The 23,065-nt window shown below is 73.1% G+C and carries 25 protein-coding genes; 12 read left to right on the top strand and 13 right to left on the bottom strand.

All coding sequences use genetic code 11. The annotated features are described in order from the left end of the window. Nucleotides 1-44: 44 nt before the first annotated feature. On the bottom strand, nucleotides 45-938 hold the full coding sequence (locus IF55_RS11695; RefSeq protein WP_030880556.1) for a ketopantoate reductase family protein: 894 nt from the start codon (nucleotides 936-938) through the stop codon (nucleotides 45-47). A gap of 59 nt (nucleotides 939-997) precedes the next feature. Between IF55_RS11695 and IF55_RS11700 the strand changes: the two genes are divergently transcribed. Continuing rightward, the gene (locus IF55_RS11700) at nucleotides 998-1,792 is read left to right on the top strand and encodes a TetR/AcrR family transcriptional regulator (RefSeq protein WP_030880559.1); all 795 of its coding nucleotides are present in this window, start codon (nucleotides 998-1,000) and stop codon (nucleotides 1,790-1,792) included. A 104-nt stretch (nucleotides 1,793-1,896) separates the two neighbouring features. On the opposite strand, the gene IF55_RS11705 is transcribed toward IF55_RS11700, so the two are convergent. After that, nucleotides 1,897-3,363: an aldehyde dehydrogenase family protein gene (locus IF55_RS11705; protein ID WP_030880562.1), complete on the bottom strand. Its 1,467-nt coding sequence runs from the start codon at nucleotides 3,361-3,363 to the stop codon at nucleotides 1,897-1,899. Nucleotides 3,364-3,463: 100 nt separating this feature from the next. Next, nucleotides 3,464-4,327 (bottom strand): helix-turn-helix domain-containing protein, encoded by an 864-nt coding sequence (locus IF55_RS11710; protein WP_030880565.1) that lies wholly within the window; start codon nucleotides 4,325-4,327, stop codon nucleotides 3,464-3,466. 289 nt (nucleotides 4,328-4,616) lie between these two features. Between IF55_RS11710 and IF55_RS11715 the strand changes: the two genes are divergently transcribed. Then, a complete protein-coding gene (locus IF55_RS11715) occupies nucleotides 4,617-5,135 on the top strand; it encodes an ATP-binding protein (protein ID WP_030880568.1) in 519 nt (172 codons plus the stop codon). A gap of 252 nt (nucleotides 5,136-5,387) precedes the next feature. Here the strand turns inward: IF55_RS11715 and IF55_RS11720 are convergent, their stop codons facing one another. The 7 genes from IF55_RS11720 to rpmG all read right to left on the bottom strand — a co-directional run bounded on the left by IF55_RS11720 (nucleotide 5,388) and on the right by rpmG (nucleotide 9,175). After that, entirely contained in the window at nucleotides 5,388-5,840 is a 453-nt protein-coding gene (locus IF55_RS11720) for an SRPBCC family protein (RefSeq protein ID WP_030880571.1), read from the bottom strand. 9 nt (nucleotides 5,841-5,849) lie between these two features. Then, nucleotides 5,850-6,815 (bottom strand): helix-turn-helix domain-containing protein, encoded by a 966-nt coding sequence (locus IF55_RS11725; protein ID WP_030880574.1) that lies wholly within the window; start codon nucleotides 6,813-6,815, stop codon nucleotides 5,850-5,852. A gap of 84 nt (nucleotides 6,816-6,899) precedes the next feature. Continuing rightward, the gene (locus IF55_RS11730; RefSeq protein ID WP_030880580.1) at nucleotides 6,900-7,139 is read right to left on the bottom strand and encodes a DUF397 domain-containing protein; all 240 of its coding nucleotides are present in this window, start codon (nucleotides 7,137-7,139) and stop codon (nucleotides 6,900-6,902) included. A gap of 110 nt (nucleotides 7,140-7,249) precedes the next feature. After that, nucleotides 7,250-7,492 carry a 30S ribosomal protein S18 gene (rpsR, locus tag IF55_RS37065; RefSeq protein WP_078644228.1) on the bottom strand — a complete coding sequence of 81 codons (243 nt, stop codon included), beginning with the start codon at nucleotides 7,490-7,492 and terminating at the stop codon, nucleotides 7,250-7,252. An 80-nt stretch (nucleotides 7,493-7,572) separates the two neighbouring features. Further along, nucleotides 7,573-8,727, bottom strand: a complete 1,155-nt coding sequence (locus IF55_RS11735; protein ID WP_030880584.1) for a CobW family GTP-binding protein — start codon at nucleotides 8,725-8,727, stop codon at nucleotides 7,573-7,575. A gap of 20 nt (nucleotides 8,728-8,747) precedes the next feature. Further along, a complete protein-coding gene (locus tag IF55_RS11740; protein WP_030880586.1) occupies nucleotides 8,748-9,005 on the bottom strand; it encodes a type B 50S ribosomal protein L31 in 258 nt (85 codons plus the stop codon). Between the two features lie 5 nt (nucleotides 9,006-9,010). Continuing rightward, on the bottom strand, nucleotides 9,011-9,175 hold the full coding sequence (gene rpmG / locus IF55_RS11745; protein WP_030880589.1) for a 50S ribosomal protein L33: 165 nt from the start codon (nucleotides 9,173-9,175) through the stop codon (nucleotides 9,011-9,013). Between the two features lie 51 nt (nucleotides 9,176-9,226). Here rpmG and rpmB point away from each other — a divergent pair, with 51 nt between their 5' ends. The 6 genes from rpmB to IF55_RS11775 all read left to right on the top strand — a co-directional run bounded on the left by rpmB (nucleotide 9,227) and on the right by IF55_RS11775 (nucleotide 14,771). Then, nucleotides 9,227-9,463, top strand: a complete 237-nt coding sequence (rpmB, locus tag IF55_RS11750; RefSeq protein ID WP_030880592.1) for a 50S ribosomal protein L28 — start codon at nucleotides 9,227-9,229, stop codon at nucleotides 9,461-9,463. Next, nucleotides 9,463-9,768, top strand: a complete 306-nt coding sequence (gene rpsN / locus IF55_RS11755) for a 30S ribosomal protein S14 (RefSeq protein WP_030880594.1) — start codon at nucleotides 9,463-9,465, stop codon at nucleotides 9,766-9,768. The genes rpmB and rpsN overlap by 1 nt, the downstream gene beginning before the upstream one ends. Before the next feature lie 307 nt (nucleotides 9,769-10,075). Beyond that, the gene (locus IF55_RS11760; RefSeq protein WP_030880597.1) at nucleotides 10,076-11,761 is read left to right on the top strand and encodes a bifunctional 3'-5' exonuclease/DNA polymerase; all 1,686 of its coding nucleotides are present in this window, start codon (nucleotides 10,076-10,078) and stop codon (nucleotides 11,759-11,761) included. 161 nt (nucleotides 11,762-11,922) lie between these two features. Next, nucleotides 11,923-12,342 carry a hypothetical protein gene (locus IF55_RS11765; protein WP_048831877.1) on the top strand — a complete coding sequence of 140 codons (420 nt, stop codon included), beginning with the start codon at nucleotides 11,923-11,925 and terminating at the stop codon, nucleotides 12,340-12,342. 854 nt (nucleotides 12,343-13,196) lie between these two features. Continuing rightward, nucleotides 13,197-14,228: a rod shape-determining protein gene (locus IF55_RS11770; RefSeq protein WP_030880603.1), complete on the top strand. Its 1,032-nt coding sequence runs from the start codon at nucleotides 13,197-13,199 to the stop codon at nucleotides 14,226-14,228. Between the two features lie 87 nt (nucleotides 14,229-14,315). Further along, nucleotides 14,316-14,771 carry a tellurite resistance TerB family protein gene (locus IF55_RS11775; protein ID WP_030880606.1) on the top strand — a complete coding sequence of 152 codons (456 nt, stop codon included), beginning with the start codon at nucleotides 14,316-14,318 and terminating at the stop codon, nucleotides 14,769-14,771. A 169-nt stretch (nucleotides 14,772-14,940) separates the two neighbouring features. On the opposite strand, the gene IF55_RS11780 is transcribed toward IF55_RS11775, so the two are convergent. The 3 genes from IF55_RS11780 to IF55_RS11790 form a co-directional block, all read right to left on the bottom strand. Next, the gene (locus IF55_RS11780; protein WP_030880610.1) at nucleotides 14,941-16,224 is read right to left on the bottom strand and encodes a hypothetical protein; all 1,284 of its coding nucleotides are present in this window, start codon (nucleotides 16,222-16,224) and stop codon (nucleotides 14,941-14,943) included. Between the two features lie 29 nt (nucleotides 16,225-16,253). Beyond that, a complete protein-coding gene (locus IF55_RS11785; protein WP_030880612.1) occupies nucleotides 16,254-16,763 on the bottom strand; it encodes a SigE family RNA polymerase sigma factor in 510 nt (169 codons plus the stop codon). 200 nt (nucleotides 16,764-16,963) lie between these two features. Continuing rightward, complete coding sequence (locus IF55_RS11790) at nucleotides 16,964-17,587, bottom strand: TetR/AcrR family transcriptional regulator (protein WP_211269976.1); 624 nt, start codon at nucleotides 17,585-17,587, stop codon at nucleotides 16,964-16,966. A 224-nt stretch (nucleotides 17,588-17,811) separates the two neighbouring features. Between IF55_RS11790 and IF55_RS11795 the strand changes: the two genes are divergently transcribed. The 4 genes from IF55_RS11795 (at nucleotide 17,812) to IF55_RS11810 (ending at nucleotide 22,968) form a co-directional block, all read left to right on the top strand. Beyond that, complete coding sequence (locus tag IF55_RS11795) at nucleotides 17,812-18,684, top strand: SDR family oxidoreductase (RefSeq protein ID WP_106980371.1); 873 nt, start codon at nucleotides 17,812-17,814, stop codon at nucleotides 18,682-18,684. Further along, nucleotides 18,681-20,957 carry an acetate--CoA ligase family protein gene (locus IF55_RS40510; RefSeq protein WP_037964093.1) on the top strand — a complete coding sequence of 759 codons (2,277 nt, stop codon included), beginning with the start codon at nucleotides 18,681-18,683 and terminating at the stop codon, nucleotides 20,955-20,957. Before IF55_RS11795 ends, IF55_RS40510 begins: the two co-directional genes overlap by 4 nt. A gap of 64 nt (nucleotides 20,958-21,021) precedes the next feature. Further along, on the top strand, nucleotides 21,022-22,230 hold the full coding sequence (locus IF55_RS11805) for an acyl-CoA dehydrogenase family protein (protein ID WP_030880625.1): 1,209 nt from the start codon (nucleotides 21,022-21,024) through the stop codon (nucleotides 22,228-22,230). Next, nucleotides 22,231-22,968 carry an enoyl-CoA hydratase/isomerase family protein gene (locus IF55_RS11810; protein ID WP_030880628.1) on the top strand — a complete coding sequence of 246 codons (738 nt, stop codon included), beginning with the start codon at nucleotides 22,231-22,233 and terminating at the stop codon, nucleotides 22,966-22,968. Nucleotides 22,969-23,065 lie beyond the last annotated feature (97 nt).

Consider the following 23,065-nt stretch of genomic DNA (forward strand, 5'->3'; position numbering starts at 1 on the left):
CAGATCCTGACCTAATTCACACCGGCGGCCTGTCCGACCGGGGCCTACGGCCCGCCGACCTGCCGGGCCTCCGCGAGGCCGCGCATTTGCTCCGTCAGTCGCTCCAGTTCGCCCGCCGTCGCAGCGGAGGCGTCGGCGAGCCCGCTGCGCGCGGCGGTCGGGCTGCGCAGGAAGCGCCGGAGCAGGGCCACGATCAGCCCCGCCGGCAGGGTCCGCAGCGCGCCGAACGCGCGCGGGACCGGCGGCGCCGGCAGGGCGGCCAGGTTCCGCCGCATGAGGTGGAGCATGCCGCGGACGGCGTCCGGGTCCTCGGCCAGCGCCGCCGGGCCGCCCGCCGCGCGCGCCGCCTGCCCGAGCGGCACTTCGAAGGCCGCGTGGGTCTTGAGCCAGGCGTCCATCCGGGGCTCGGCCTTGGCGTTGATTCCGGCGGTGCGGAACTCGCGGACGACCCGTTCCAGGCGCGGGGTCGTACGCCCGTCGGGTTCGCCGATCGGCATCGGGACCCGGCGGGTCAGGAGGCCGCCCGCGCGGTAGCGGACCACGTCGCCGTCCATGGTGCCGCCGGCCAGGGCCGGGGGGAACCCGAGCAGTACGCGCTCGTGGCCGATCACCGCTCCCAGCGGCCGCGCGCCGGCCGCCCAGTTGAGGAGGGACAGCACGTGGCCGTCGACCTCCGCCAGCGACTCCAGCACCGCGTCCACCTGGTGGGTGCGGACGGTGACGGCGATGAGGTCGTAACCGCCCGCCGGGTGCTCGACCACCGGTACGGGCACCTGCCGGACGGCGGGGCTGTCCTCCTCGGCGAGCCGCACGCCGTGCCGGCGCAGATCGGCCAGGCGCCGGCCTCTGGCGAGAAGCGAGACGTCGAGCCCGGCCTCGTGCAGGTGGGCGGCGAGCAGGCTGCCGCACACCCCGGCCCCGTAGACGAGCAGTTTCATGTGATCACACCATGTCAGTCAAACGTTCGTTTAAGACGGTCGTTTGTACACTACGGCACATGGCGCTGCCCGATACCCGGACCAAGGTCCTCGATGCCGCCGAACGCCTCTTCGCCGAGCACGGCTACCGCGGCACCTCGGTCCGCGCGATCACCAGCCTGGCCGGAGCGAACCTGGCCGCCGTGGCCTATCACTTCGGGTCGAAGGCGGAACTCATGGCCGCGGTCGCCCGCCGCGTGGTCGAGCCCATCACCACCGCCCAGCGGGCCCGGCTGGACGAGCTTCTGGCGAGGACCGAGGAGCCGGCGGTCGCCGACCTCGTGGAAGCCTTCGCGGGCCCGCTGTTCGATCACATGCCCACCGGCGACGACAGCGGGGCCCGTACGTCCCGGCTGATCGTGACGATCCTCAGCGACCCGGCCGAGGAGGCCCGCGGCTGGGCCGGCCCGGCCGAGGCCGCCGTCCGCGAGCGCTACCTGGCGGCCTTCGCCCGCGCACTGCCCGGCCTCGCCCCGCAGGAGCTGCGGTTCCGGATGCGGGGCATCCTCGCCGTGACGGCCGTGGACCGCGTCGAGGTCTACAACCAGCCCACCCCGGGCTGCTCGACGGCGGCGGACGAGACGGCTACGGCGAGCGAGACGACAGCGGCGGACGCGACGACAGCGGCGAGCGAGACGACTGTGGCGGGCGAAACGGCTACGGCCAGCGAGACGACAGCGACGGACGAGACGACAGCGACGGACGAGACGGCTACGGCGGGCGAGACGGCAGCGGCGGGCGACGAGGCCCGGCACTGGGCGATCACGTTCCTGACGGCGGCGATGAGCGCCCCGGCGACGAAGCCCCCGCGATAGCCCGCGCCCACCGCCTCCCTCAGCCCGGCCCCGCCCTCGGCCCGCCCGCGACCGCGGCCACGATCACCCCGCGACCGCGGTCACGACCGCCGCCCCCTCAGCACTCAGAACGGGAAGCGGCTCCGCCCGTGCTGGATCGAGATCCACTTGGTGGTGGTGAAGGCGTCCACCATGGAGTCGCCGTTCAGCCGGCCGACCCCGGAGTGCTTCTCGCCGCCGAAGGGGACGATCGCCTCGTCGTGGACCGTGCCGTCGTTGACGTGGATCATGCCGGTGTCGACGCGCTTGGCGACCCGTACGCCCCGCTCGACATCCCCCGTGTGCACGGCGCCGCTGAGCCCGTACGGCGTCGCGTTGGCGATGCGTACGGCCTCGTCCTCGCCGTCGAAGGGGATGAGCAGCGCGACCGGCCCGAAGATCTCCTGGCCCAGTACGGGCGAGTCCTCGGCCAGCCCGGTCAGCACGGAGGGGCCGACGAGGGTGCCCTCGGCCGTGCCGCGCACCAGCGCGGTCGCGCCGTCGGCGATGGTCTGCTCGACGATCGAGGCGACGGCCTCGGCCTGGCCGGCGTTGATCAGCGGGCCGATGTGGGTGGCCGGGTCGCCGGGGTCGCCGACCTTGAGGGTCTTCACCTTCGCGACGAACTTCTCGGTGAACTCGCGCTCCACCCGGCGGTCGACGAGCACCCGGTTGGCGGCCATGCAGACCTGCCCCTGGTGGATGAAGCGGCTGAAGACGGCGGCGTCGACGGCGTAGTCGAGGTCGGCGTCGTCCAGGACGATCAGGGCGCTGTTGCCGCCGAGTTCGAGGATGGTGCGCTTGAAGTTCGCGGCCGCGACGGTCGCCACATGGCGGCCGACCTTGTCGGAGCCGGTGAAGGAGATGACCTTCGGCACCGGGTGCTCGATGAGCGCGTCGCCGATCTCGGCGATGTCCGTGATGACGACGTTGAGCACGCCGGGGGGCAGCCCGGCCTCCTCGAAGACCTTGGCGACCAGGCCGCCGCCGCACACCGGGGTGTTCTGGTGCGGCTTGAGGACGACGGAGTTGCCGAGAGCGAGCGCCGGGGCCACCGACTTGACGGAGAGCAGGAAGGGGAAGTTGAACGGGCTGATGACACCGACGACGCCGACCGGGAGCCGGTAGAGCCGGTTCTCCTTTCCGTCGTCCGGGGACGGCAGAATGCGCCCCTCCGCGCGGAGCGCGAGATGGATGGCCTCCCGCAGGAATTCCCGTACCAGGTGCAGCTCGAATCCGGCCTTCACGGCGGTGCCGCCGCACTCCGCGGTGATCGCCGCGGCCAGCTCGGCCTCGCGGTCGTCGATGACGCGCAGCGCGCGCTCGAAGACGAGCCGCCGGCGGTAGGGGTTGGTGGCGCCCCAGGCCGGCTGTGCGCGCTCGGCCGCGCGATAGGCCCGGTCGATCTCCTCGACCGTCGCGACGGTAATGGAGGCGAGCTTCTCCCCGTCGTACGGATTGAAGTCGACGATGTCCCAGGAACCGCTGCCGGCCCGCCATTCACCATCGATGTACTGGTAGGCCAACTCATCAAAGTAGGAGTAGTCGGACATGCCATCCCTATCTGAGGTACGGGAAGTACGGGGAAGTTCGCGCGGCCCGCGCGGCCACCGCCGACGCGGGTCCCTGATGGGCTGTCATCCTACTTATGGCTTAGCCCAGTTGGACCAGGTGCCGCAACAACTCCCGGGTTCCTTCCGGCGAAAGGCTGTCGGCCCGCAGCCGGTCCATTACCCGCTCGTACTGCGCGACTTCTTCCCGCTTGTCGACATAGAGCGCGCTGGTGAGCTGCTCCAGATAGACGATGTCCGAGAGATCCGACTCCGGGAAGCTCAGCATGGTGAACGCGCCGCTCTCCCCCGCGTGCCCGCCGTGCGCGAAAGGCATCACCTGAAGCGTCACATTGGGCTGTTCGGAGATGTCGATGAGGTGCTGCAACTGGCCGCGCATGACCTCGGCGTCGCCGTACGGGCGGTGCAGCGCGGCCTCGTCGAGCACTGCGTGGAACTGCGGCGCGCGCTCGGAGACGAGGAGTTTCTGCCGCTCCAAGCGGAGCGAGACGCGGCGCTCGACCTCGTCGGCGACGGCGCCCGGCTGGCCGCGCACGACGACGGCGTGCGCGTACCCCTCGGTCTGGAGCAGCCCGTGGACGAACTGCACCTCGTAGATGGAGATGTGGGACGCGGCGCCCTCCAGACCGACGTACGTCTGGAACCAGCCGGGCAGCACATCGCCGTAACTGTGCCACCAGCCCGCGACGTTGGCCTCGCGGGCGAGCCCGAGCAGCGCCTCGCGCTCGGCCTCGTCGGCCACTCCGTACAGCGTCAGCAGGTCCTCGACATCGCGCGCCTTGAAGCTCACCCGGCCCAACTCCATGCGGCTGATCTTCGATTCGGATGCGCGGATCGAATACCCGGCGGCCTCGCGGGTGATCCCCCGCGACTCCCGCAACTTCCTGAGCTGTGACCCCAGGAGGATACGGCGCACCACTGAGCCGCTCGACTCACTTGTGGTCATTTCTGTGACCTTCCTGTCCGTTCCACACCCTTCTGAGGGCGACCCCCGCTCCCCCGGCGCCGAAGTCTGCCACCTTCGGGCTCCGTTGAGTGCGCGCGCGGTTACACAGACAAGAGACAAGCCACCTGCTTACGCAAGAGGGCGTAGGAAGAATTGCCGGTATTCCTGTGCGAATGCTGTCAAAGCGGCTGCGTGCACGTGCATCTGCCCTTGCATCTGCCGTACGCATTCGGAACGATGGGGCATGCACACGTGCACGTCACGTCCACGATCGCCAGGAGTGCCTCGCATGGGTACCGAAGGATCGACTCTGCTCGCGCCGTTATGGCGGGGCCTCCCACCGATCGAGCCGTCCGGCGTCGCCAACTCGGTCTCCTGCGCCCTCCCCGCCCGCTTCGAGGCGGTGCGGGCGGCCAGGAGGTTCACGAGATCCACCCTCCAGCAGTGGGACCTGACCGACCTCTTCGACGACCTGGCGCTGACCGTCTCCGAGCTGGTCACCAACGCCCTGCGGCACGGCGTCCCCGCCCCGCGCCCCGCGCCCGCCGCCGCGAACGTCGTCCGCCTCGCCCGGGAGTACGAGCCGCCCGTCCGGCTGCATCTGATGCGCTGGACCTCCAGGCTGGTGTGCGCCGTACGGGACCCGAGCGAGGAGAGCCCGGTCGAGGCCGAGGCCGGCACGGGCGAGGAGTGCGGCCGCGGCCTCTTCCTCGTCGACTCCCTCAGCGATAGCTGGGGGTGGCATCCGCTCGCGGGACATCTGCGCGGCAAGGTCGTCTGGGCGCTCTTCCGGCTCCCACGCGACTGACGGCCGCCGACCCCACCCAAGCCACCTGGCGAGCGGGGGACCGGCTCCGGGGGCCGGTGCCGGAGCGGGGGCCGGTGCCGTACCCCGGAGCCCGGGCCGTGAGCCGGACCGGGCCCGGAGGGTCCAGAGGGGCTCGGAGAGCCCAGAGGCCCGGAGAGTCCAGAGGCTCCGGAGGCCCGGAGGGGCTGGAGGGCCCAGAGAGCCCGGAGCCCCGTGCCGCCATGGCCGCACGGATGACCCGCCAGGCAGTCCCTAATCCCGCTGCCGGTCCTGGGGCGCGGCGGCGTACGCGGCCAGCCCCTCCACCATCGGCCGCATATAGCGGGTCAGGTACCACCGCCACAGCGGCCCCGAGAGCGGCAGCTTCGGCTCGAACGTCACCGACCAGACGATGTCCGTGCCACCCCGCGGCGACTCGGCGAGCTCGACGGCGCCCCGGTAGGACCGGAACGGACCGGCGACGTTCTCGTAGCCGAACCGCTTGTCGGCGACCAGCTCGACGACGCGTTCGCGGGACACCGCCCGGCCGGTGCGGAAGACGCGCGTCTCGCCGACCTCCTGCCGGGCTTCGGGGTCCGCGCCGCCCTCGACCTCGGCGGAGTCGATCGACGACCACGCGGGCCAGGTCGCCGCACGGACGAGTGCGCCGAAGACGGCGTCGGGTGTGGCCCGCGAATGCGCGGAGAGGGTGAAGCTGTATGGCATTCCGCCAGGCTAGGGCGGCCCGTCCGCCTCGGGACATGCGCCGGATTGCGCATCTGTCGACGCGATCTGGCGGTAGACCGACGGACGGACGCCGACGTGAGCCAGGAACGCCGAGGACAGCCCGCCGGGGCCGGCGAAACCGCAGCGCTCGGCGATCCGCTCGATAGTCAGGCCGGTGGTGTCGAGCAGCCGCCGCGCCCGCTCGATCCGCAGCCGGGTGAGGAACCGGTGCGGCGTCTCGCCGGTGTCCTCGCGGAAGACCCGGACGAAGTGGTACACGCTCAAGTGCGCTTCGGCGGCGATGTCGGCGAGCGTCAGCGGGTCGGCCAGGCGCTCCCGCATGACCGCGATGGCCCGGCGGACCGCCGCGCGCTCCGGCCCGGGCACCCGGTGGTCCCGGCCGCCGAGCAGCAGATGCGTCGCGAGGAAGGCCGCCGCCGACTCCGCGTACGCGTCGTTCGCACCGTTCACGCTGTACGTGCCGTACGTGCCGTCCGCGGCCCCGGCGGCCGGCAGGGCCCGTACGACGTGCTCGACGACCGGATCACCCGACGCCAGAGATGCGGAGAGCGCTTCGAAGTCCGGCTCGGGGCCGCCGAGTTCGGCCGCGGCCCGCTCGACGGCCGCCCGCGGGAGGTGCACCTGGACGGTGCGTACCGTCGACGTCGCGCGGTAGTCGCGGACCGTCGGGAGGCCGGGAACCATGAGTTCCAGACGGCCGGGGGCCCAGCGCCGCCTGGTCGCCCGGCCTGCGCCGCGCGTCCGCATCACCGCGTCCCCGCCGGTGCAGAGCACGAGATGCAGATCGGCCACCCCGGGCAGCGGAAAGGACTCGGCCTCCCGCGCGTGGGTGAAGCACTGCACGAGCAGCGACCGCCAGCCCGCCTCCTGCCAGCTACAGTAGGTCCGCCGCACGTACGCGTCCATGTCGATCCCCGCGTACGGCGCCAAGTCGAAGTCGGACGAGTCGAACACCCGGACCACCCTAGCGGGCGGCCTCGGCGGTGGTCACCGGGCGCGCCCTGGTGCCGCGACGGGCAAAGCTCGCGAGGACGCGCCCTAGTCCCGTATCAGGTAGTCGAATTCCCCGTCCTTGATGCCGAGCAGCATGGCCTCGATCTCGGCCGGGGTGTAGACGAGGGCCGGACCGTCGGGGTGCCGCGAGTTGCGCACGGCGACGCCGCCGCCCGGCAGTTTGGCGAACTCCACGCAGGAACCCTGGGAGTTGGAGTGACGGCTCTTGTGCCACGCGACCTCTTGAAGGTCCGATGCAGCCATGCCGTTGTACGCGTGGGGCACAGGACTCTCCCGGAAAATTGCAGCTATCAACTATCAACTGCTCCGGATCATAGCCGCGTTCATGTGCCATTGCATGAGCGGATGCACGTGCACGGAGGGTGTTCCGGCCACTACTTCCCGGTAGAGGAATACGGCAACAATGCCATCTCCCGAGCATTCTTGATCGCCCGGGCCAGCCGTCGCTGCTGCTGAGCGGTGACGCGCGTCACTCGGCGACTTCGGATCTTCCCGCGGTCGGAAATGAACCGGCGCAGCAAATCCGTGTCCTTGTAGTCGATATAGGAGACACCGGCCACGTCCAGAGGGTTGGGCCGGGGCTTGCGCGACTTGGCCGCATCACCGCGTCGGGGCATGAACAAAAGCCTTTCTCACACAGGGGGTTGGCTACCCGGATCTCACAGAGCGGAGCGGGTCACCCGGAAAACACGGAAAGTCACAGAACCGGATCGAGGAGTTCATCAAATGCGGGCGACAGCCGCCGCCAGCCCGCCGGCCCGGCCGCGTACTCGGCGTCGTCCAGCAGACACGAGTCCAGGAGCGCCCGCAGCCCCTCCTCGTCCAGCCCCGGCGAGGTGAAGGCCAGGTGCTGGCCGCGGTCGCCGTGCTCGGGGTGCCAGTCCATGGCGGCGGCGACCCGGCGGGCCGGATCGACCATCTCCCACGCCGCGTCCGGGAGCGCCGCCAGCCAGGGCCCGGCGTTCTCCACGCACAGCGCGCCGCCCGCCGCGTCCCACGACAGCAGCGCGTCGGGCCGGTCCGCGAGCCAGAACCGGCCCCGGCTGCGCGCCGCGGCACAGGTCAGCTCCTCCAGCGCCGCGTACAGCCGGCCCGGGTGGAACGGCCGGCGCCGCCGCCATACGAGCGTGGCGACGCCGTCCGCGTCGGCGGCCTGCGGCAGCAGGGCGCAGGCCGGGTGGAGCCGCGCGGCGGCGGCCGCCACGTCGAAGCCGGCCAGGGCCGCCGCGGCCAGCCCGCCGGAGTCCGCACCGATCTGCCGGGCGGCGGGGGTGAGCTGGTCGAGCAGCGCGAAAGCGGTGGGGTCAGCGGGATCGACGCCGGCTTCCGGCGCCATATCGGCCAGGGCCAGCACCGAGGCGTACTCCAGTTGCCGGGCGAAGGTGTCGCCGACCGTGCGCTGATCGCCGGGGGCCGCCGCGAGCCCGGCCTCGGCGAGATCGTCCCCGCACGCCAGGCAGGGCACGACCAGCGCCGGGTCCACGGCCGTGAACACGGCGGTGAGCCGCAGCCCCGGACCGCCGTGCGCGGCCACGACCTCGGCCATGGCCTTCGGCTCGACGGAGTCCCACAGCTCCACGACGGCGAGCCGGCAGCCCCCGCCGCCGGCCAGCCGCTCCAGCTCCGGCACCAGGTCCTCGCGGAGCGCGCAGCAGGCGCAGTCGTTCACGAGCGGCGCCTCGCCGGTGTCGAGCAGGCGGGAGCGGTCGCGTACGGTCCGGCGGACCGTCCCTCGCGCGGCCGTCGCCAGATCATGGTGGAGCGCGACGCTCCCCGGCACGTCGCGCAGCAGCCGGTCGACGACCGCGCGACGCGCCTCGGAGTGCAGCCCGCCGACGATCGCGACGGGCATCCGGTCGAGGGGGCCTGCCGTCACCGGCCGGCCCCGCGTCCGCCGTAACGGCGCTCGAACCGCTCGACGCGCCCGGCGGTGTCCAGCACGCGCGCCGTGCCCGTGTAGAAGGGGTGGCTCGCCGAGGAGATCTCGACGTCGATGACGGGGTAGGTGTTGCCGTCCTCCCACTCGACGGTCTTCTCGCCGGTGGCGGTGGACCGGGTGAGGAAGGCGTAGCCGGCGGCCCGGTCGCGGAAGACGACGGGCTCGTAGGCCGGGTGGATTCCGTTCTTCATGGCGCTCAGCGCTCCTCTCGGAAGGTGACGTGACGGCCGGCGACCGGGTCGTACTTGCGCAGTTCCATCCGGTCGGGGTCGTTCCGGCGGTTCTTGCGGGTGACGTAGGTGAATCCGGTCCCGGCGGTGGACCGGAGCTTGATGACGGGGCGTGTCTCGTTGCGAGCCATAACCGCTACTATACGAAAACGATTCCCGTTTTCAAGAGGAGGCAACGCACCTTGTCAGCCCACTGCCAGCTCACCGGCCGCAAGCCAGGCTTCGGCAACGCCATCTCCCACTCCCACCGGCGCACCCCGCGCCGCTTCGACCCGAACATCCAGCGCAAGCGCTACTGGCTGGCGAGCGAGGGCCGGCACATCCGGCTCACCCTGAGCGCCAAGGGGATCAAGACGGTCGACGCGATCGGCGTCGAGGCCGCCGTGGCCCGCATCCGGGCCCGAGGGGGGAAGGTCTGATGGCGAAGAAGAGCAAGATCGCGAAGCACGAGAGGCGGCGCGCCACGGTCGCCCGCTACGCCGCCCGCCGGGCCCTCCTCAAAGCGATCGCCCGCGACCCGCGCTCCTCCGAGGAGGAACGGCTCGCCGCCCGACGCGAACTGAGCCGCCAGCCGCGCGACGCCAGCGCCACGCGCGTACGCAACCGCGACAGCGTCGACGGCCGCCCACGCGGCTACCTGCGCGCCTTCGGCCTCTCCCGCGTGAACCTGCGCGAGCAGGCACACGCCGGCCACCTGCCGGGGGTGCGCAAGTCGAGCTGGTGACGGGGTCTGCCGACGGCCCGTCCCGGGGGCCTCCAGCGGGCGCGCCCCCCGGGGGCTGCCGGCGGGCTGGTCCTGTGGAAACCCCGCAGCTCGTCGGCGGACCGTTCCCGTCAGGTCCCGTAGCCCGTCGGCGGCCGTGCCAGTCAGGCCCCGCAGCGCGTCGGCGGGGGTCGTTCCTGTGAGTGCTCGCGCCCGCGTCGGGGGGTGCGTGCCCGCGTTTCGGGCGCACACCCGCGCGGGGCGCCGCGCCCAGCCCCGTGGCGCGCACACCGGCCCCATTGTCAGACCCCCCTGCCAGACTCCTTCCATGAGGTGGGCGGCGGCAGAGGCGAGCGACGGGGGTGTCCGTCTCTGCCCGCTCACGCCCGACGGGCGCCCTGCCGGGCCCGTCCGTACGGCGGGGAGCCTGGCCGAGGCGGTGCGGTCGCGGCCGGATGCCGACCGCTGGGTCTGGCGGTGCAGCGCCGAGGCGTATCCGCGCCTCCTGGAGGCCGGGGTCCGCGTGGAGCGGTGCTATGACGTGGAGGCGGCGGAAGCGCTCCTCATCGGCCATGAGGAGGGACAGGCGGGCCAGCCGCGCTCCCTGGCGGCGGCCTGGGCGCGGCTGCGGGGGCTGCCGGTGCCCGAGGACGCGCCCGTACGGGCCGCGGACACGCAGCCGTCCCTGTTCGCGCCGGGCCCGGTGCCGCTGCCGCCCGGCGTCGACCCGCTCGACGCGCTCCTGGAGGTGTACGCGGGACAGCTCGCCCGGATGGACGCCGCCGAACACCCCGGCCGGCTGCGGCTGCTGACGGCCGCCGAGTCCGCCGGCACGCTCGTGGCGGCGGAGCTGAACCGCGCCGGGGTGCCCTGGCGGGCCGACGTGCACCGGGAGCTGCTGGCCGAGCTGCTCGGCGAGCGCTACCCCGGCGGGCTGGAGCCGCAGCGCCTAGCGGAGCTGGCAGAGCGGGTCTCGGCGGCGTTCGGCGGGATGCGGGTCCGGCCGGACCTGCCGGCCGACATCATCAAGGCGTTCGCCAGGGACGGCATCGCGCTGACGTCGACGCGGGCGTGGGAGCTGAAGGAGGTCGACCACCCGGCCGTGGCGCCGCTGCTCCAGTACAAGAAGCTCTACCGGCTGTATACGGCGCACGGCTGGTCGTGGCTCCAGTCGTGGGTGCGCGACGGCCGGTTCCACGCCGAGTACGTGCCAGGCGGCGCCGTCTCCGGCCGCTGGACCACCAACGGCGGCGGGGCGCTGCAGATCCCGAAGATCGTCCGGCGGGCGGTGGTCGCCGATCCGGGCTGGCGGCTGGTGGTGGCCGACGCGGACCAGATGGAGCCGCGCGTGCTCGCCGCCGTCTCCCGCGACCCCGGGCTGATGGCGGCGGCCGACAGCGACCGCGATCTGTACGCGGCCCTGGCGGAGCGGGCCTTCGGGGGCAACCGCGACCGCGCCAAGATCGGAATGCTCGGCGCGATCTACGGCCAGACCTCCGGCGACGCTCTCAAGCACATGGCGGACCTGCGCCGCCGCTACCCCGCCGCCGTCGCGTACGTGGACGACGCGGCCCGCGCCGGGGAGGAGGGGCGGCTCGTACGGACCTGGCTCGGCCGCACGTGCCCGCCGGCGTCCCTGGCAGCGGCGGCGGACGAGGCGGGGCTTCCACAGGAGGCGACCCCGCCTTCGGACGGGTACGGGTACGGTTCGACGCCCGCCGCCCGCGCCCGCGGCCGGTTCACCCGGAACTTCGTGGTGCAGGGCAGCGCGGCGGACTGGGCGGTGCTGATGCTGGCCGCGCTGCGCCAGGACCTGGCGGGGCTCAGCGCGGAACTGGTCTTCTTCCAGCACGACGAGGTGATCGTGCACTGCCCGGCGGAGGAGACCGACGCCGTGGTCGAGGCGGTCCGCGCGGCGGGCGACCGCGCCGGGCGCGTGGCCTTCGGCGAGACGCCGGTGCGGTTCGCGTTCAGCACGGCGGTCGTCGAGTGCTACGCGGACGCCAAGGCGTAACGATTCGCCGCGGGGCGCGTCAGCGGCGGATGGCAACCCGCCAACCGGGCGTCACGCGATCGGCTCTTTCACCGAAGTTTCGCCGGAATTGGGGCGCTTGGCGCGCGTACCTTCAATTTGCGTCATTCGCGGCAAGGATCGCCAAGAGTCAGGAGAACCCCATGTCCATGACCGCCCCTCTCGTCACTCTGGTCACCCGCGGCAAGAAGGCCGCGGCGGGCGCCGGCGTCCTCGCCACGGCCGCCGCCCTCGGGGCCACGCTGCTCGCCGCGGCCCCCGCCCAGGCCGCCCCCGCCCGGCCGTACGGCACCGTCACCAGCTCCTCCGGCCTCTTCGAGCGCCAATACCCCAGCACCGACTCCGCGGTGCGCGGCAGCCTCAAGCACGGCGCCCAGGTCGGCCTCCGCTGCAAGGTCCGCGCCCAGAACATCGGCGGGAACACCATCTGGTACCTGCTGCGCGACCGCGCCACCTGGGTCACGGCGAAGTACGTCGACAACACCGGTGACGTGAAGTACTGCAAGGACGTACAGCGCAGCAAGGTCGTCCACTACCCGGCAGCAAAGCGCCCCAGGGGCTGACGGGGCCTTGCCGGCCGGGCGCTGACGGCGGCCTGACCGGCCGGGGGCTGGCGGGGGCCTAGCCGGCCGAGGCTGACGACGGCCTAGCCGGTCGGGCGCTAGCGGGCGGCCTGAAACGGGGCCGAGTAAGGGACCAGGGCCACCCCCACCCGGGCCGCCCGCATGCAAGGCCCCCGCGCCGCCCGCCCACCCACCGTTCGAGGGCGCCGAGACGGGAGAGGGACCGGGGCTGCCCACCCACCGTTCGAGACGGACGAGAGGGAAGGGGTTGCCACCCACCCACCGTTCGAGGGACGACGAGAGCGGAGGCGCCGGGGCTGCCCACCCACCACTCGACGGCGACGAGAGGGAAGAGGCCAGGGTGGCCACCCACTCACCGTTCGAGGGCGACGAGAGAGGAGGGGCTGGGGGTTGCCCCCACCCTCCCCCGCCCACCCGGGGCGGGCAGCGAGCAAAGGGGGCCCACCCACCCACCGTTCGAGAGCGACGAGAGAGGAGGGGCCGGGGCCGTAGGGGTGGGGTCCGGAACGCTGACGTGTATTTGTGGGCCGGAGTGCCGGATGAGATGACGGTTCCGGGTTTGCGGCCCGTAAATATGCGGTGGAGGGCCCCACCCCGTAGGCCCCGGCCCCGCACCCAACCCCGTAGGCCCCGACCCCGCACCCAACCCCATAGGCCCCGGCCCCGCACCCAACACGCCGACGGCCCGGCCCCGCCACTGTGCGGTGCCGGGCCGTTGTCGTAGGCGGGGCCCGGGCCTACGGGCAGCCGAGGGCTGACGGTTCGTCACCGGCCTTACCCCGAGCGGCGCATCCCGACATGCGGGCCGGTCCAGGCGCCCACACGATGGGGGCATGACTCTCAGCCTCGATCAACTGCGCCGTTGCCATGTAGCCGTCGACCTCGGAGCGGCCCGTACCCGCGTCTACCTCAAACATCAGGGCCTGATCGTGGACGAGCCGAGCGTGGCCTCCGTCAACACCAACACCGGCGCCCTGATCGCGGTGGGCACGCTCGCCGAGCGCATGGCGGGCCGCACGCCCGAGCACATCCGCGTGGTGCGCCCGGTCTCCGGCGGCACCGTCGTCGACATCGACATGGCCCAGCGCATGCTGCGCTACCTCGTCGGCGACAAGGTCCGCAGGGCGTGGCGGCGCAAGCCGACGCTGCGAGCGGCGGTCTGCGTGCCGCACGAGGCGGAGCCGCTGGCGCTGCGAGCCGCCGTCGAGACGATGACCGGCCTCGGCGCGCGCCGCGTCGAGTTGGTCGACACGCTCATCGCGGCGGCGGTCGGCTGCGGACTGCCCGTGGAACAGGCCGAGGCGACGATGATCGTGGTGTGCGGAGCGGCGACCACGCAGGTCGCCGTGTTGTCGCTGGGCGCGATCGTGGCCGCCGAGAAGGTCCCGCTCGGCGGGGACGCGATCGACCACGCGGTCGTACAGCACCTGCGCAACACCCACGAACTGGTGCTGCCTAGCCAGGGCGTGCGCCCCCTGCACCTGGCCCTGAACGCGAGCGGCCCGGACGGCTGGGAGGGCACGGAGGTGCACGGCCGGGACGTGTCGACCGGGTGCGCCCGTTCCGTACGCGTCGACGGCCGCGAGGTGCGGGACGCCATCCACACCCCGCTCACGGCCGTACTCGACTCCATCGGCCGGGTGCTGCGGCTCTGCCCGCCCGACCTCGTGGCGGACCTCGGGGACCGCGGCGTCATGCTGGCCGGCGGCAGCGCGCGGCTGCCAGGGCTGGACAAGATGCTCAGGTCGGCTACGGGGATGCCGGTGCACGTCGCACGCAACGCGGACGTGTGCGCGGTCGAGGGGCTCGGCTCGATGCTGGAGGGCCGGCTCAAGCCGCTGGTCCTGGAGCCGGTCACGACCTGAGGAACGCGTCCGGCGCTCTTGGGAACTTCTTTACCCCTGCCGCAGTTCTGCCTGTGCACCCCTATTTGCACGAGGAGAGAAACGCACATGGCGCTGTGGGACAAGCTCAAGGATTCCGCGACGGCGATGCAGGGCCAGTTGGTGGCGAAGAAGAACGACCTCAAGAGCGGGGCGTTCCGTGACGCGAGCATGGCGATGTGTGCGCTGGTGGCGGCCGCCGACGGGTCCATCGACGCCTCGGAGCGGCAGCGCGTCGCCTCGCTGATCGCCACCAACGAAGTCCTCCAGAACTTCCCCGCCGACGACCTCCAGGCCCGCTTCAACGACTACTGCCAGAAGCTGACCGTCGACTTCGACTTCGGCAAGGTCAGCGTTCTGCAGACCATCGGCAAGGTGCAGAAGAAGCCGACCGAGGCGCGGGCCGTCATCCAGATCGGCATCGTCATCGGCGGCGCCGACGGCGACTTCGACAAAACGGAGCAGGCCGTCGTCCGCGAGGCGTGCTACGCGGTGGGCATCGACCCGAACGAGTTCGACCTCTAGTCGATCGAAGAGTCAAAACAGTCGAACTCTCGCCGGCCCCTTCGGTCGGCGGCTGAGAGAGCGCGGTCCGCCGAGCGCGGTCCGCGCTCTCGCGCGTACGAGCGGTCGCTCGCCCGTCGCGTACGGCCGTACGAGCCCCACCCTGGCAACCGTAGGCCCCGACCCGCCGCTACCGGCCCCGCCGCCAGTCCTCCGCCAGCGCGACCGCCTTGAGCTGGGCGATCGTCAGCGCGGGCGTGGCGCGGGTGGCGGGTGACAACTGGCTGCCCGAGTTGGTGGCGGAGACCACGACGCGCAGCCCGTCGGTCCGGATCGTGTCGACCGTCCACACCACCACCCCCGCCCCGCCCTTCTCCCCGGGCCCCTTGCTCACCGCGAATTTCGTGCCGTCCGGCAGGGTCGTGACGTCGAGGCTCCGGAATATGTCGGACTCGACGTCCAGCATGTTCGGCTGCACATTGATCTCGACGAGGCTCGCGCCCTTCCCGTCGTCCGCCGTCACATGGGCGTAAACGCCCTCCTGCGCGGTCACCTCCCCGTACGTCGGCCCCTTGGGCAGCAGCCGCCGGAAGGTGGCCTTGATGTCCGCCGCGGTCGGGCCGGTCGGCGTGGGCGTCGGTCCGGCGGGCGGCACGGCGGCGAGCACGGGCGCCCATCGGGCGTCCCGGACCAGGTCGGTCATGCGTGCCAGGTCCAGCGGCGGGTCGTCGCGCGTGATCGGCTCGCCCTTCTCGACGGGCGCGTTCCACTCGGACGCGGTGACGTAGCGGCCGTCCTTGGTGGCGAGGGTGGCCTCCCACAGCTTGATGCCGTCGCGCCGGTCCGGGTACTCGTACCCCTGGGAGCTCACCAGTACGGCGCCGTCGCTCAGCGGTGTGCTCGTGCACCGGGTGTACGGGGCCAGCGCCGGGTCCGGGCATTCCCGGTCCCCGTCCGTGCCGATCCTGACGTCGATCGCCCCCGCGCCCTGCCCGTCGTCGTACACCACATGCGCGTAGGCCATCTTGGCCGCGCCCTTCGGGCCGAGACCTCGGCCCTGCGCACCGGAGACCCTGCCGCCCGGTAGGGCCGATGTGAGCAGTTCGATCATCTCCTTGCCGGTGACGGTCCGGCCCCCGCCGTCGGCGGTCTTCTTCGACGCGCCGCGGTCGGCCACGGTGCCCTTCTCCCCTGCCTTCTCCCCTCCCTTCGCCCCTCCCCCGCCGATCGCTCCGCCGAGGACCGCGCCGCCGACGACGACCGCGGCGAGCGCCAGCGCGCCGCCCGCGACGGCCGCCGCACGCCGCCGCTTGCGGGCGCGTCCGCGCGCGAGACCGCCGTCGGCCAGGGCCTGGGCGTCGGCCGAGAAGGCGTCGCCGGCTCGGCGCAGCGCACCGCCGAGTTCGCCCTCGAAGGAAGCGGCGGAGGAGCCTTGGGGCTCGTCGGCCTTCGAGGGGGCACGGTCGGAATCCATGAGCAACCACCGTCTCTCGTCCGGGTACTTCAGTGCGCGGCGTATTCGGCGAGGCTGCCGCCCAGCAGGTCGCGCAGCCTGCCCAGGGCCCGTACGGACCGGGTCCGCACCGCGCCGGAGCTGACGCGCATCGCCTCGGCGGTCTCCTCGATGCTGCGGTCCTCCCAGTAGCGCAGCACCACCACCGCCCGGTCCTTGGCCGACAACTGCCCGAGGGCGCCGAGCAGCGCGAGCCGCAGCGCCATGTCGTCGCAGTCCGCGGCGTGCGGTTCGGGCAGTTCGTCCGTGGGGCGCTCGTGGCTGCTGCGCCGTCTGCGGTGGGTGAGGAAGGCCCGTACGAGCACGGTCTGGGCGTACCCGGCGGGGTTGCCGATCGAGGAGACGCGGCGCCAGGCGACATACATCCGGCCGAGGGTCTCCTGCACCAGATCCTCGGCGAGGTGAGTGTCCCCGCTGGTCAGCAGGCATGCGGAGCGGAAGAGATGCCCGCTCCGGCCGGCCGCGAACTCCAGAAAGCCGTCCACGTCGGACGCTCTCATCCCCACCCCGATCGTCACTCACGCACCGTCAGCGCCTCGCCTACACCTCACTGACGCGCCGGGCGCACCGAAATGTTTCAGGCGAATTCAAGCCAAAGGGGAACAGGGGTAGCGGGGGTGCGGAGTAGGCAGGGGGGTGCGCCGGGAAACGTACGAGTCGGCGGGGCAGTCGTGCGCCGGGATACGTACGACCCCGAGGGTCAGCCGCGTGCCGTTACGGACTCGGGAGCGGCCAGTTCGCGGGAGACGAAGTCCACCAGGAGCTCGCGCATCACGGTGATCGTCATGCCCGGCGCGCCCGTCAGGACCTGGATGGCCGCGCCGTCGGTGAGGGCGGTCAGCCGCAGGGCCACGTTCTCGGGGTCGGCGTCGGGGCGGAAGACGCCTTGGCGCACGCCGCGCCGCACGGTCCGTACGACGGCGTCGTGCCAGCGGGCGTAGAACTCGTTGTGCGCGGGGCGGAATTCGGGGCGTACGACCGCTTCGGCCCAGTACTGGAGCCAGATCGACCACTCGTCGCGGACCCTGCCGACTCTCGGGACCTGCATGTCGATGAGCTTGAGCAGCCGTTCATGGGCGTTGTCGATGGCCTTCAGCTCGACGCTCTGCCGGTTGAACGCCTGCTCCACGCAGTACTTGAGGGCCGCGGTGAGGACGTCGTTCTTGCCCGGGAAGTAGTAGTGCACGGTGCCGGTGCTGGTGCCGCAGACCTTGGCGATGTCCGCGATCCGCACGGCGTGGAATCCGCGCTCGGCGATCAACTGCCAGGTGGCCTCCAGGATGGCCGCCCGGCGGTCCTCGTCGCTGCGGGGCCTGTCCGCCATCTCCGCCGTCTCCCCCATCGGTTCATCGGTCCATCGGTTCCGGTCGTCGCTCCCTGCGGCGCCCCAGTCTACTGACGCGGAAGTCAAAGGCAAGGACCGGGGCGTCCAGCATTAACACCCTCTGCTGCCATGGCAATTCTGTGTTTTCTCTTGACATCCCCTCTACCCAAGGAGCTAACTGACGCATCAGTCAGATACTCCGGTCGAACCGAGGAGGAGACTCCGTGCGGAGCACAGAACACGCCGGAAAGGTCGCGCTGATCACCGGCGGCGGCACCGGCATCGGCCGGGCGGCGGCGCGGGACTTCGCCGCCGGCGGAGCCAAGGTCGTCGTCTGCGGACGCCGCCCCGAACCGCTCGAAGAGGTACGCGCCGAGCTCGCCGCCGCCGGGGCCGACTGCCTCGCCCTGCCCGCCGACATCCGCGACGAGGAGCAGGTGGCCGGGGTGGTGGAGCGGACCGTCGAGGCGTACGGCCGGATCGACGTGCTGGTCAACAACGCGGGCGGGCAGTTCACCGCGCCCGCCGAGGAGATCACGCCCAAGGGCTGGCGCGCCGTGCACCGCCTCGCGGTCGACGCCGCCTGGGACGTCACCCGCCAGGTCGCGCTCCGCGCGATGCTCCCGCAACGCTCCGGCGTCGTCTTCTTCATCGCCTTCTCGCCGCGCCGCGGCATCCCCGGCATGGTGCACGCCACGGCCGCCCGCGCCGCCGTGGAGAACCTCGCCGCGGGGCTCTGCCTGGAGTGGAGCCGCTACGGCATCCGCACGGTCTGCGTCGCGCCCGGCACCATCGCCACCGACGGCCTCGACGAGGCGTACTCGGCCGCCGAACGCGCCCAGTGGGAGCAGGCCGTGCCACTCGGCCGGCTCGGCCGCCCCGAGGACGTCTCCGGCGTCATCTCCTTCCTCGCCTCGCCCGGCGGCGCGTACGTCTCCGGCACCACCGTCGTCGTCGACGGCGGCGCCGACGCCTGGGGCACCGGCCACCCCGTCCCCGCGCCCGCGCCCCTCCCGGAAGCCCGCACCCACACCCGGGACGCCGGCCGATCCGCCCCTGCGCCCGCCCCCGCGCCCCTCCCGGAGGTCCCCCGATGACGCTCGCCACCACGGCCCGTACCGGCCCCGCCGCGCCCGGCCGCGGGCTCGACGCGCTCTTCGCGCCCCGGGCCGTCGCCGTCGTCGGGGCCAGCGACGACCAGTCCAAGTACGGGAACTGGATCAGCGTGCAGGCGCTGCGGATGAGCGGCGAACGCCCCGTCCACCTCGTCAACCGGCGCGGCGGGCCGGTGCTGGGCCGCCCCGCGTACCGCTCGCTCGCCGAGGTGCCCGGCCCCGTCGACCTCGTCGTGATCGCGGTGCCCGCCGCCGGGTTCGAGGCCGCCGTCGAGGAGGCGCTGGCCGCGGGGGCGCGGGCGATCGTCGGCATCACGGCGGGCTTCGGGGAGCTGGGCGCGGACGGCAAGGCGCGCGAGGCGGCGCTCGCCGAGCGCGTGCGCCGGGCGGGCGCCGTGCTGCTCGGCCCCAACTGCCTCGGCGTCCTGGACAGTACGAGCGGGCTGTACCTCGCCTCCAACCCGCTGCCGGCCGGGCCGGTCGGGCTGATCTCCCAGAGCGGCAACATGGCCCTGGAGCTCAGCGCGTTCCTCACCGGCCGCGGCCTCGGCTTCTCCCGCTTCGCCTCGCTCGGCAACCAGGCCGACCTGAACGCCGCCGATCTCGTACGGGCCTACGCCGCCCACGACGGCACCGAGCTGATCGCCGTCTACTGCGAGGACTTCGGCGACGGGCGGGCGTTCGTCGCCGCCGCCTCGGGCGCCGTGGCCGCGGGCAAGCCCGTCGTCCTCCTCACGGTCGGCTCCAGCGCCGCGTCCGTACGCGGCGCGAAGTCCCACACCGGGGCGCTGACCAGCGACACCTCCGTGATCGACGCGGCCTGCCGGGCCGCCGGCGTGGACCGCGTGCACAGCCCGCGCGAGATGGCGGACCTGCTGGCCGCGCTGCACCGCTACGGGCCCGCGCCCGCCCGCCGGGTCGCGGTGCTCGCGGACGGCGGCGGCCACGCCTCCGTCGCCTGCGACGTCGCGGAGGCGTGCGGGCTGTCGGTGCCGGAGTTCGCGCCCGCCACGGCGGACGCGCTGCGCGCCGGGCTGCCGCCGTCGGCGGGCGTCGGCAACCCCGTGGACCTCGCGGGCGCGGGCGAGCAGGACATCGCCTCCTTCACCCGCACCCTCGACACGCTGCTCGCCGACCCCGGCACCGACTCCGTGCTGGTCACCGGCTACTTCGGCGGCTACGGCAGGTACGGCGAGGAGCTGGCCGCGCGCGAGATCGCCACCGCCCGCGACATGGGCGCGTCCGTGCGGCGGCACGGCAGGCCCGTCGTGGTGCACACGATGTGCGCGGACAGCCCGGCCGCCGACGAGCTGCGCGCCCAGGGCGTACCGGTGTTCGCCGCGGTCGAGGACGCGGCCCGCACGCTGGGCATGCTCGCCCGCCGCACGGCCGCCGGGGTGGACGCGCCTCGGCCAATAGGCGCCGCGGCTCCCGTGGACACATCCCAGCCGACACCCGCCGCCCCGGCGGGCGAGCCCCAGCCAGGAACAGACGCCCCCCGACCCGTACCCGCCGCCGCCACAGACGCCCCCCGGCCCGCACCCGCCGCCGCCACAGACGCCCCCCGGCCCGCACCCGCCGCCGCCACAGACACCCCCCGACCCGCACCCGCCGCGCCCCCGGTGACCGACGACGGCTACTGGTCGGCGCGCGAGCTGATCCGGAGCGCCGGGGTCGCGTTCCCGCCCGCCCATCTGGTCCGTACCGCGGCGGAGGCCGCTGCCGCCGCCCGGGCCATCGGCGGGCCCGTCGTCCTCAAGGCGCTCGGGCTGCTGCACAAGTCCGACTCGGGCGGCGTGGCGCTCGGCCTGCGCGACGAGGACGCCGTACGCGCCGCCCACGCCGACATGGCGCGCCGGCTGGACCCGCCGGGGTTCTGCGTCGAGGCGATGGCGGACCTCGGCGGCGGCGTGGAGCTGATCGTCGGCGTGCGGCGCGACGCCCGCTTCGGGCCGGTGGCGATGGTCGGGCTCGGCGGGGTGGCCACCGAGGTGCTGCGCGACGTGGTGTTCGCGCTGGCCCCCGTCGCCCCCGCGCACGCCCGCACCATCCTCGGCGAGCTGCGCGCCGCCGCCCTGCTGCGCGGGGTGCGCGGCAGGCCGGCCGTGGACCTCGACGCGCTCGCGGCGGCCGTCGCGACGGTCACCGAGGTCGCCGCCGCCCACCCGGAGATCGCCGAGCTGGAGGTCAACCCCCTGCTCGCGACGGCCGACGGCTGCCTGGGCCTCGACGCCCGGATCGTCCTGGAGCACTGAACACCCCCGCCCCGACCCGTATCCGTATCCGTATCTGTATCCGTAGGCATTAGGAGCAGCACACATGGAGTTCGCCCTCACCCCCCGGCTCGCCGAGCTGAAGCGGCGCGCCGCCGGACTGGCCGAGAAGATCATGCCGTACGAGGACGCCTGCGAGGCCGACAACGGCCTGCCGCCCGAAGCGCTCGCCGCGATCCGCGAGGAGGTGCTGGCCAGCGGCCTGCAAGCGATCAACATGCCCGCCGAGTGGGGCGGCGCGGGCCTCAGCGTCCTCGAACAGGCAGTGGTCCAGGACGAGCTGGGCAAGCTCACCAACGCCCTGTGGGACACCGTCTGGCGCCCCGCCAACTGCCTGCGCGCCGCCACCCCCGAGCAGCGCGAGCGCTATCTCCTCCCCGGCATCCAGGGCCGCTGCCGGGACGCCGTCGCCATCACCGAGGCCGACGCGGGCTCCGACCCGTCCGGCATCGCCACCACCGCCGAGCCGGACGGCGACGGCTACGTCATCAACGGCGAGAAGTGGTTCGTGACGGTCGGCGACGCGGCGGACTTCCTGATCGTGCTGGCCAACGTGCGGACCGGGGCCGGCGAGGAGGCGGGCGGCGAAGGCGCACCGACGCTGTTCATCATCGACAAGGACCACCCGGGCGTCACCCTCAAGCGCACCCCGCGTTACACGCACACCTTCGTCTACGAGCACCCCGAGTTCGTCTTCGAGGACGTACGGGTCGGCGCGGACGCCGTGCTCGGCGGCGTCGGCCAGGGGTACGAGCTGACCCGCGACTGGTTCACCGAGGAGCGGCTGATGATCGGCGCCCGCACCATCGGCGCCGCCGAGCGGGCCCTGTCGCTGGCCACCGAGTGGGCCCGCGGCCGGACGCAGGGCGGCGAGCCGCTGATCAACCGTCAGCTCATCCAGGGCATGCTCGCCGACTCCGTCGTCGACATCGCCACCAACCGGGCCCTCACCCACCAGGTGGCCTGGGAGTTCGACCAGGCCGACGGGAGCGAGAGGGGCCGCAAGCTGCTCCACGCCAAGGCCGCCACCGTCAAGCTCGCCGCCTCCGAGGCGTCCAACCGGGTCGCCGACCGCGCCCAGCAGATCTTCGGCGGCCGCGGCTACATGCGCGACTACCCCGTCGAGCGGATCTGGCGCGAGCTGCGCGTGGACCGCATCTGGGAGGGCACCTCGGAGATCCAGCGCCTCGTCATCGCCAACGAGATCGACAAGCGCGGGCTGCCCGGCCTGCTCTCCTTCCGGACGGAGGCGTAAGTGGGCGCCGACGCCGACACCGACGCCCGAGGGACGGTCCACACCGAACGCCACGGCGCGGTGGCCGTGCTCACCCTGCGCCGGGAGGCCAAGCTCAACGCCCTCTCCACCCACCTGGAGGCCGAACTCCTCGCGGCGGTGCGCTCGGAGCCCGTACGGACCAGCCGCGCCGTGGTGATCACCGGCGGCGCGACGGTGTTCTCCGCCGGGGCGGACGTCGGCGAGCTGCGCGAGATGACGCCGGAGGCGATCGCCGCCTACTACCGGGCCTCCGGCGCGGTCTACGAAGCGGTCGCGGACCTGGAGCAGCCCGTGGTCGCGGCCATCGCCGGGCACTGCCTGGGCGGCGGCCTGGAACTGGCGCTCGCCGCCGACATCCGCGTCGCCGACGCCACGGCCCGCCTCGGCCTGCCGGAGGTGGGCCTGGGCATCCTGCCCAGCTCCGGCGGCATCACCCGGCTGGTACGGGCGGTGGGCCCGGCCCGCACCCGTGACCTGGTGCTGCGCGCCCGCCGGATGCCGGTCGCCGAGGCGCGCGAGTGGGGCCTGCTCACCGAGGTCACGCCCGAAGGGGCCCACCTGGAACGGGCGTTGGAGATCGCCGGCGAACTGGCCGAGCACCCGCCGCTCGCCGTCTCCGTCACCAAGCAGGTCATCACCGCCGCGACCGACGCGCCCCGCGAATCCGCGCTCCTGCTGGAACGGCTCGCCTACGCGGCGCTCAACAGAACGGGGTAGCGCGCGAAGGGGCTCCATACGCCCGTACGAGTCCCCGTGCGCGTACGCGTCCACGTGCCCGTACGGGCGTAAGGGCGCCGGCGGGCACCACCGGCGA

The organism is Streptomyces varsoviensis, from assembly GCF_000718635.1.
GTDB lineage: Bacteria > Actinomycetota > Actinomycetes > Streptomycetales > Streptomycetaceae > Streptomyces > Streptomyces varsoviensis.